The organism is Arthrobacter sp. Y3225116, from assembly GCF_059091245.1.
Genome location: NZ_JBNHGL010000164.1, coordinates 1 through 6,549 on the forward strand (window position 1 = coordinate 1; position 6,549 = coordinate 6,549).

Genomic DNA, 6,549 nt, shown 5'->3' on the forward strand with positions numbered 1-6,549 from the left:
CGCCTCGTCGGCGCCGGCTGCCGCCGCTTCGTCGTACAGTGTCGCGGCCACCCGGGGCTCGGAAGCCAGGGTGCCGTCGCCGGCGTCTTCGAGGACGCGGGCCACCCGTGGATCCTGGAGTCCGCCCCGAACCAGTCCGCGGGCCACGTCCACGGGCGCCGGTGCGGTGTTGTTGGCTAAACAGTCGGCCAGGGCCCGCTGGGTGGCCCGGACATGGTGCTGCGGGGTGACGTGAAGCAGGACGTTGCGCATGAGGGGAGCAAGGTTTCCCTCGGGCAGCACCAACCCTGCGGCCGTCGCCTGCGACATCAGCGGCCCGATGCCGCCAGGCAGCTCCCGCAGCCCGGAAGGCAGCGGCCCGGCTGGATCGAAACCGACGGCCAGGGCCAGCAGCAGTTCCCGAAGGTTGGGTTCCAGCCGTTCGAGCTCGTGGCCCACATGGTTGACCAACCCGCCGAACTTCACCGGATCTGTTGGTATGGGGCGGGCGTCGTCGATCGCTTCCAACACATGCTGAACCAGCCAGGGCAGGCCGCTTGTCAGCCGGAAGACCTGGTCAATGACGGCAGCAGGAAGCCGGTCCGAACGGGCAGCCGCCGCATGCCGGGCGACGTCCTGACGCGTCCAGGGCCCCAACAAGACCGGCCGCCGGTGCGCCTCCAACACCGCCGTCAGCCGCTGCAGCGCCGGCAACTTCGGCCACGACCGGTACGCGACCACAAGATTCACGTTCTGCTCGTCGGCCAACCGCTGGACGCGCTCAAGTTCGGCGTCGTCCAACTGGTGGGCGTCGTCAATCAGTACCGTGGTGCCTTCGTCCACAGGGTCTTGCCCCAGTGCTTGCCTGCCCGAGCTGACGGGGACTCCTGCTTCCTCATAGGCCGCCGCCAGGTTTTCCAGCAGCAGGCTCTTGCCCGATCCTCCCGGGCCGGACACGGTAGCCAGTAAGCGCGACGTGGGTTCCGTCGCGGCTTCCGTCAGCAGTTGCGCGGCATCCCGGTTCACCAAACGGCGTGCCGCCGGCTGCGCCGGTGTCGCACCTGTCATGCCGGCCCCGGAGCGGGCGCATCGGTGGGGTCACCCGACGGTGCCGGCGGCTGCGTCGGGTCCACCCAGGCCGGCGCGGTCGGCGGAGGATCGACGACCACCGTCTCTGACGGTGTTGATGAGGGCTCGGGCGCGGGCTCCGGGGCAGGTTCCGGCGCGGGGTCGGGGGCCGGAGGCGGCACCGGATCCGGTTCCGGTGCCGTTGGCGGCACAGTTGGAACACTCGGTTCCGGCTCGGGGGCGGGAGGTTGGGGAGTCGTGCCTGGCTGTGGTGTCGCGGGCGGCCCGGGGGTTCCCGTGGGTTGCGGAGCAGGAGTGTTGGTGCCGTTGTCCGGGTTCGATCCCGGCCGCTGCCCGGAATCGCCGGCCGGCGTAGACACGCCGCCTGGGCGCGTCGACGGTGGGCCGTTCGGCGTCGTCGTCGCCTGGTCCTGCGCGTAGGTCGCCTGGTCCTGCGCGAAGCCCGCGGTGCCGCCATAGCCCGGTGAGCCTCCCGGGCTCGGAGTCGCTGCGCCGGAGGACGTTGCAGCTGGGTTTTCCCAGAAAACCACGGGGCTCATGCCAGGCTGCGCCGGTTCAGCCGCCATCACGGAATTGGCCGGTCCGGCCCCTGCGCTTCCCTCCGGAGCTCCCCCGGGTACGTAGCCGTTCCGTTCCGCTGTGCTGCCTTGGGCAACGCCCGGCTGGGAGCCGAACAGGCCGAATTCGTGAGGGCTTTGGGCGGCGGTTGCCGTCAACGCCGTGAGGGCCGCGACCGCCACTGTGACGGCAGCGGCGCGCATTGCCAGCACGGGTTTCCGTGCGGTGCCGGCGCCTTCCACCGCGGACGCGGCGTGGGCGTGGAAGTGTGGTTGCGGAAAGGCGCGGCCTTCGGCGGCGACGGCTTCCGGCACCGGCTGGGGCTCCGGCTCCGCAGCGTGTTCGGATGGCAGCGCGAGCCTGTTTCGGGCCGCGAAGTACGCGGCCCCCAGGCTGATGGCGGCCTTCGGGTCCGCATCCACGGCGAGGGGACGGTTCAGTTCGGCGGACAGCAATTGGGCCACCAAGGGGATGCGGGACGAGCCGCCGGTTAAGAGGACCGCGGTGAGGTCCTCGGCGTCCACTTGCGCTGCGTCGAGGGCCCGGCGCAGGGAGTGGAGCGTGTCCCGCACCAGCTCCTCGATCATGCCCTCAAACTCGGACCGCACCAGGCGGACGCCTGTCTGCAGCTCCGGCAGCAACACCGGGATCGTTGCCTCCGAATCGGCCGAAAGTGCTTCTTTGGCTTCCACGCATTCCCGCCGGATACGGTCCAGCGCCACGCGTGCTTGCGTCGAGGCGGGGTCCACCGCGCTCAGTCCGCCGTCCAGGCTGGCGACGACGTGCGCGAAGACGATGTCGTCGACGTCAGCTCCGCCCACCCGCTCCAGGCCTTCCGGTTTGCCCAGCAGCGTGAATGAGGCTGCGTCACCCTTGTGCAGGACTGCCGCGTCGAAGGTACCGCCGCCGAAGTCATAGACGGCGACCAGGCTCCCCGTGCCCACGCGGTTCTGGGAGGCGTAATGGAGCGCGGCTGCTTCCGGCTCGCTCAACAACATGACGTCGGTGAGCCCGACGCCGGCCAGGGCGCCGCGGATCAGTCCGGTCTTGTAGTCACCCCAGCTGGCCGGATGCGACACCACTACGGCTTCCGGAGCTTCGCCTTCACGTTCCTGGGCGCGGTCTACCACCCACCGGACGACGGCGGCGAAAATGTCCTCAGGTGCGACGAACAGGTCTCCGACCATCATCGGCACCGAGTCGCCGATCCGCCGCTTGAATTCTCGAACCACCCGGTCAGGGGACGTCGTGCCCCGCCGTTCGGCCGCCTCGCCGACCAGGACTGCGCCGTCTTCACCTACATAGATCACCGACGGCACGGCCGCCGCACGTGAACCCAAGTGGACAGCCTGCGGCTGCTGAGGCTTTCGGTCTCCGCTCCCGTATCGCGCTGTCGCTGCTGCCGTGAAACTTGTGCCGACATCGACACTCAGTACATAAGCCATGAATCCCCTCAGGTACGTCCAGCAAGGAACGTCCCCCACCGCTTCTTTATACTGTCTCCAGAGTCATGCTCTGCTTCCCCCTAGGCGGGCGGTATCCATCCGCCCGTGTCCCCATGAAGCCGCCGCGAATGACGCCCTCAGCCGCCGCCAACCGCAGTTCCCCATACTTGGATCCGGCGTCCTTCAGAAAGCCGTTCCGGTACATTCAGCCTAGGAGGGGTGAGGGGCTTAGACAAGGGAATGGCTCCCCCGTTTCGGCGGCGTGAGCAACACGAAAATTTGGTTAATGGTTTAGTCCTCGGTCCGCCTACTTCCTTGGTCTCGCAACCCTCCAGTGATACATATGCGAAGTCGCGTACCTTGCGTCGCCTAGTCGCTGAAGGGTCAGGATCATCAAGCGATCACGGCGGGTGCATACAATGATTTTCCGTCCATCCGGCCCCGGAGCACCATGAAAAATAAATGCGGCGAATCCGGTTCCTTACGGACTTATGGTGTGTTTTTGCGCGGCATTAACGTGGGAGGCATCCGGATTGCCATGAAGGACTTGCAGCGGGTCCTCACCGAAGCCGGCTTCAGGCAGGTGGAGACCGTCCTCGCCTCCGGCAACGTCGTGCTCTGCGCGGAGACCGACGACCCCGGTGTGGTCAAGAAAAGAGTCGAAGCGAGCTTGCGGACGGCTTTCGGCTACGACGCCTGGGTCATCGTCAAGACCCCCAGCGAGCTGGCGGCCATCGTCGAGGGCTACCCGTTCACCCCGGCCGACGACGGGGTTCCCCGGCACGCCTACGCGGTGCTCACCACGGGTGAGGATGTTGTGGAACAACTGCTCGAGGACTGCCCGGACCTTTCGCCCGAAGAACGCGCGTCGCCGGGGGGCGACGTCCTGTACTGGGAGGTGCCCAAAGGCAACACCCTGGAGTCCAAACTGTCCAAGCAAATGGCCAAAACCATGTACAAGCCGGTGACGACCACCAGGAACCTCAACACGTTGCACAAGGTGCTGGCCAGGTTCCGCAGAGAGGGCTGAGGCGGCCCCTGCTACCGAGGGAGGACTGGAACCGTTTGAACTCATCCTCCCGGGGGATAGCCGCGGCGCCGGTGCGATTCTAGACTCGACATTGTTGCGGCCTTCGCGGCGGCCGGCGGCCGGGCACGGCCAAGGAAGGGGGATCCTATGCTGTTCGACTCGGTCACATGGATAGCGGCTGCCGTCTGTGCCGGGCCATTTGCCCTCTTCCTGGCAGTCGGAGCGCTGGTCAGCGTCTGGCGGAGCAAGCGGCAGCGGCCGGCGAAAGCAGGGTGGTCCCTGCTGGTACTGGCGTTGCCCATCCTTGGTCCTCTGGCGTGGTTCCGGACGGCATCCCGTCGGGCAGCCGCTCAGGCGCCCCAGCCGGACACCGGGCCGGTGAAGCAGGCGACGGAGACCTCTGTCCCCTAAAGGCCCGCACCCGAAAACGGCCAGCGGCTCCGCTGCTTCATATCCGCAGGTTTTTATCCCTGCTGTACCCGGTTAGACGTTCATCGCCGGATGTCTCTACTGTTCTGGAATGACAACCAGCACAACCCGGACACGACTCGATGCTGGATCTTTCTGTCCTCGATGGAGGTCCCGTGGAAGGTGTGCTGCTCGGCTTCGGAGTGGTGCTGGTGATCGTTGCCGTCGGCTTTGCCGCCGCAGCCATCGTCCCGCAGAGGGCGCCGGAGATGCAGCGCGGACTGACCCCGGTGATTTACTACATCACCAACCCGGCGCTGATGCTGGTGCTGCTGTCCGAGGCGGATCTCGCGTCGGTCGTCGGCGTCTTCACGCCGATCGCGCTGATTACCGCCGCCCTCGCGGGAGTGGTCTATGCGCTGTTCAGCCGCTTCGTCCTGCGCCGCCCGGCAGCGCAGACGGCCGGCGGCGCCATGGCCTCCACCTATGTCAATGCGGGGAACATCGGGGTGCCGATCGCCCTCTACGCCGTGGGCAGCGCCGACCCGGTCGTTTCGGTGCTGCTGGCCCAACTGCTGGTCATCGCGCCCGTGTACCTGACCGTCTTCGCCTGGTGCCAGCGGAAGGCGGCGGCGGGAAAACCCTCACCGGACGACGGCGGTGCTGCCGCGGCCGTCCCGCTGTGGCGCACCGTGGTGAAGTCCATCCTTAATCCGGTCACCGTCGCCACCGCCGTCGGCGCGCTCATCTCCGTGACCGGGCTGCGCCTGCCGGAAGTGCTCTGGACGCCGGTGGAAATGCTCGGCAACGCGTCCATTCCGTTGCTGCTGATGCTGTTCGGCATGAGCCTGCGCGGGCAAAAGCCGCTGACTCAACGCGCCCTGCGGGCCGACGTCGCGCTGGGTTCCGTGGTCAAGCTGGCCCTGATGCCGGCCATCGCCTGGGCGGTGGCCCACTTCGTGTTCAATGTCGGCGGCATCCCGCTGCTGGGCGTGGTGGTCATGGCGGCCTTGCCGACGGCGCAGAACGTCTTCCTGTTCACCAGCCAGTTCCGCATGCAGTCCACGCTGGTGCGGGACATCATCTGCCTGAGCTCCCTGCTCTCCCTGCCCGCCGTCCTGCTGGTCGCCCTGCTGCTGGGCTAGGACCCGGGCCGCAGCCGGGACCTAGCAGCCGCACCGGCAGGGGCTGATCCCGGAGTTCGCCGGCGGGACCTGTGGCAGAATCGACGCTGTTGACGTGGGTCCCTGTGTTGCCTGTGCGGCGGGGCCGCGCCGGGAGCAAGGCCTGGCGGTGATTGGATGGCAGACATGACGTTCGCGTTGATACTGGACCTCTTCGGCACGTTCTTTTTCGCCATGTCCGGCTGCATCCTGGCGGCCCGGCGGAAGTTCGACATTATCGGCTCGCTGTTCCTGGGTTCGCTGGCAGGCCTGGGCGGCGGAGTCATCCGCGATTTGATCCTGGGCACCGTCCCCAGCGCCTTCAATAATCCGCTGTATTTCGTCCCGCCGGTCCTGGCCGCCCTGGTGGTCTTCTTCCTGTTTCGCAGCGTGGAACGGTTCCAGCGTCCGCTGCTGATCTTCGACGCCGGCGGGCTGGCACTGTTCTGCATCACCGGGACGGTCAAGGCCCTGAGCCTGGGCATGAACCCCGTCGCCTCGGCGCTGCTGGGCCTGACCACTGCCGTGGGCGGCGGAATACTGCGCGACGTCGTGGCCAACCGGGTGCCCCAACTGTTCAGCCCGGACGACCTGTATGCTGTGCCGGCCATGTTGGGTTCGGCCTTGGTGGTGGTGCTGTGGTTTGCCGGGGTCTACGGAACACTGGCCGCGGTGGGCGTGGCCGCCGTGGTGTTCGGGCTCCGCGTGGTCTCCCTGCACTTCGGCTGGCACATTCCGCACGCGGCCCCGGTATCGCGCCTGCCGCAGGACGACGGCTAATCAGGGAGCACCCGCGGCTGGACGGAAGCCGCGGCAGGACGGCTGCGGCGGCGGGACGGAAGCTGCGGCTCTGGCCTTACGCCGCGGCCGGACGGCG

The 6,549-nt window shown here is 67.6% G+C and carries 6 protein-coding genes; 4 read left to right on the forward strand and 2 right to left on the reverse strand.

Annotated elements, in window-relative coordinates; translation table 11 throughout:
- A partial coding sequence (locus tag AC5RV2_RS13195; RefSeq protein WP_494092704.1) for a nucleoside/nucleotide kinase family protein occupies positions 1-1,047 on the reverse strand: 1,047 nt, incomplete at its 3' end.
- Positions 1,044-2,966: an Hsp70 family protein gene (locus tag AC5RV2_RS13200; RefSeq protein WP_494092705.1), complete on the reverse strand. Its 1,923-nt coding sequence runs from the start codon at positions 2,964-2,966 to the stop codon at positions 1,044-1,046. The genes AC5RV2_RS13195 and AC5RV2_RS13200, both read right to left, overlap by 4 nt.
- Positions 2,967-3,522: 556 nt before the next feature.
- Between AC5RV2_RS13200 and AC5RV2_RS13205 the strand changes: the two genes are divergently transcribed.
- From AC5RV2_RS13205 to AC5RV2_RS13220, 4 genes are all read left to right on the forward strand, one after another.
- Entirely contained in the window at positions 3,523-4,101 is a 579-nt protein-coding gene (locus AC5RV2_RS13205) for a DUF1697 domain-containing protein (protein ID WP_494092706.1), read from the forward strand.
- Positions 4,102-4,248: 147 nt separating this feature from the next.
- Positions 4,249-4,512 (forward strand): PLD nuclease N-terminal domain-containing protein, encoded by a 264-nt coding sequence (locus tag AC5RV2_RS13210; protein WP_494092707.1) that lies wholly within the window; start codon positions 4,249-4,251, stop codon positions 4,510-4,512.
- Between the two features lie 173 nt (positions 4,513-4,685).
- Complete coding sequence (locus tag AC5RV2_RS13215) at positions 4,686-5,654, forward strand: AEC family transporter (RefSeq protein WP_494092708.1); 969 nt, start codon at positions 4,686-4,688, stop codon at positions 5,652-5,654.
- Between the two features lie 165 nt (positions 5,655-5,819).
- Complete coding sequence (locus AC5RV2_RS13220; RefSeq protein ID WP_494092709.1) at positions 5,820-6,452, forward strand: trimeric intracellular cation channel family protein; 633 nt, start codon at positions 5,820-5,822, stop codon at positions 6,450-6,452.
- Positions 6,453-6,549: the final 97 nt, after the last annotated feature.

Excerpts from the sequence above, each read along its gene's own strand:
- AC5RV2_RS13205 (WP_494092706.1), top strand. The coding sequence starts at position 3,523 with ATGAAAAATAAATGCGGCGAATCCGGTTCCTTACGGACTTATGGTGTG.
- AC5RV2_RS13210 (WP_494092707.1), top strand. The coding sequence starts at position 4,249 with ATGCTGTTCGACTCGGTCACATGGATAGCGGCTGCCGTCTGTGCCGGG.
- AC5RV2_RS13220 (WP_494092709.1), top strand. The coding sequence starts at position 5,820 with ATGACGTTCGCGTTGATACTGGACCTCTTCGGCACGTTCTTTTTCGCC.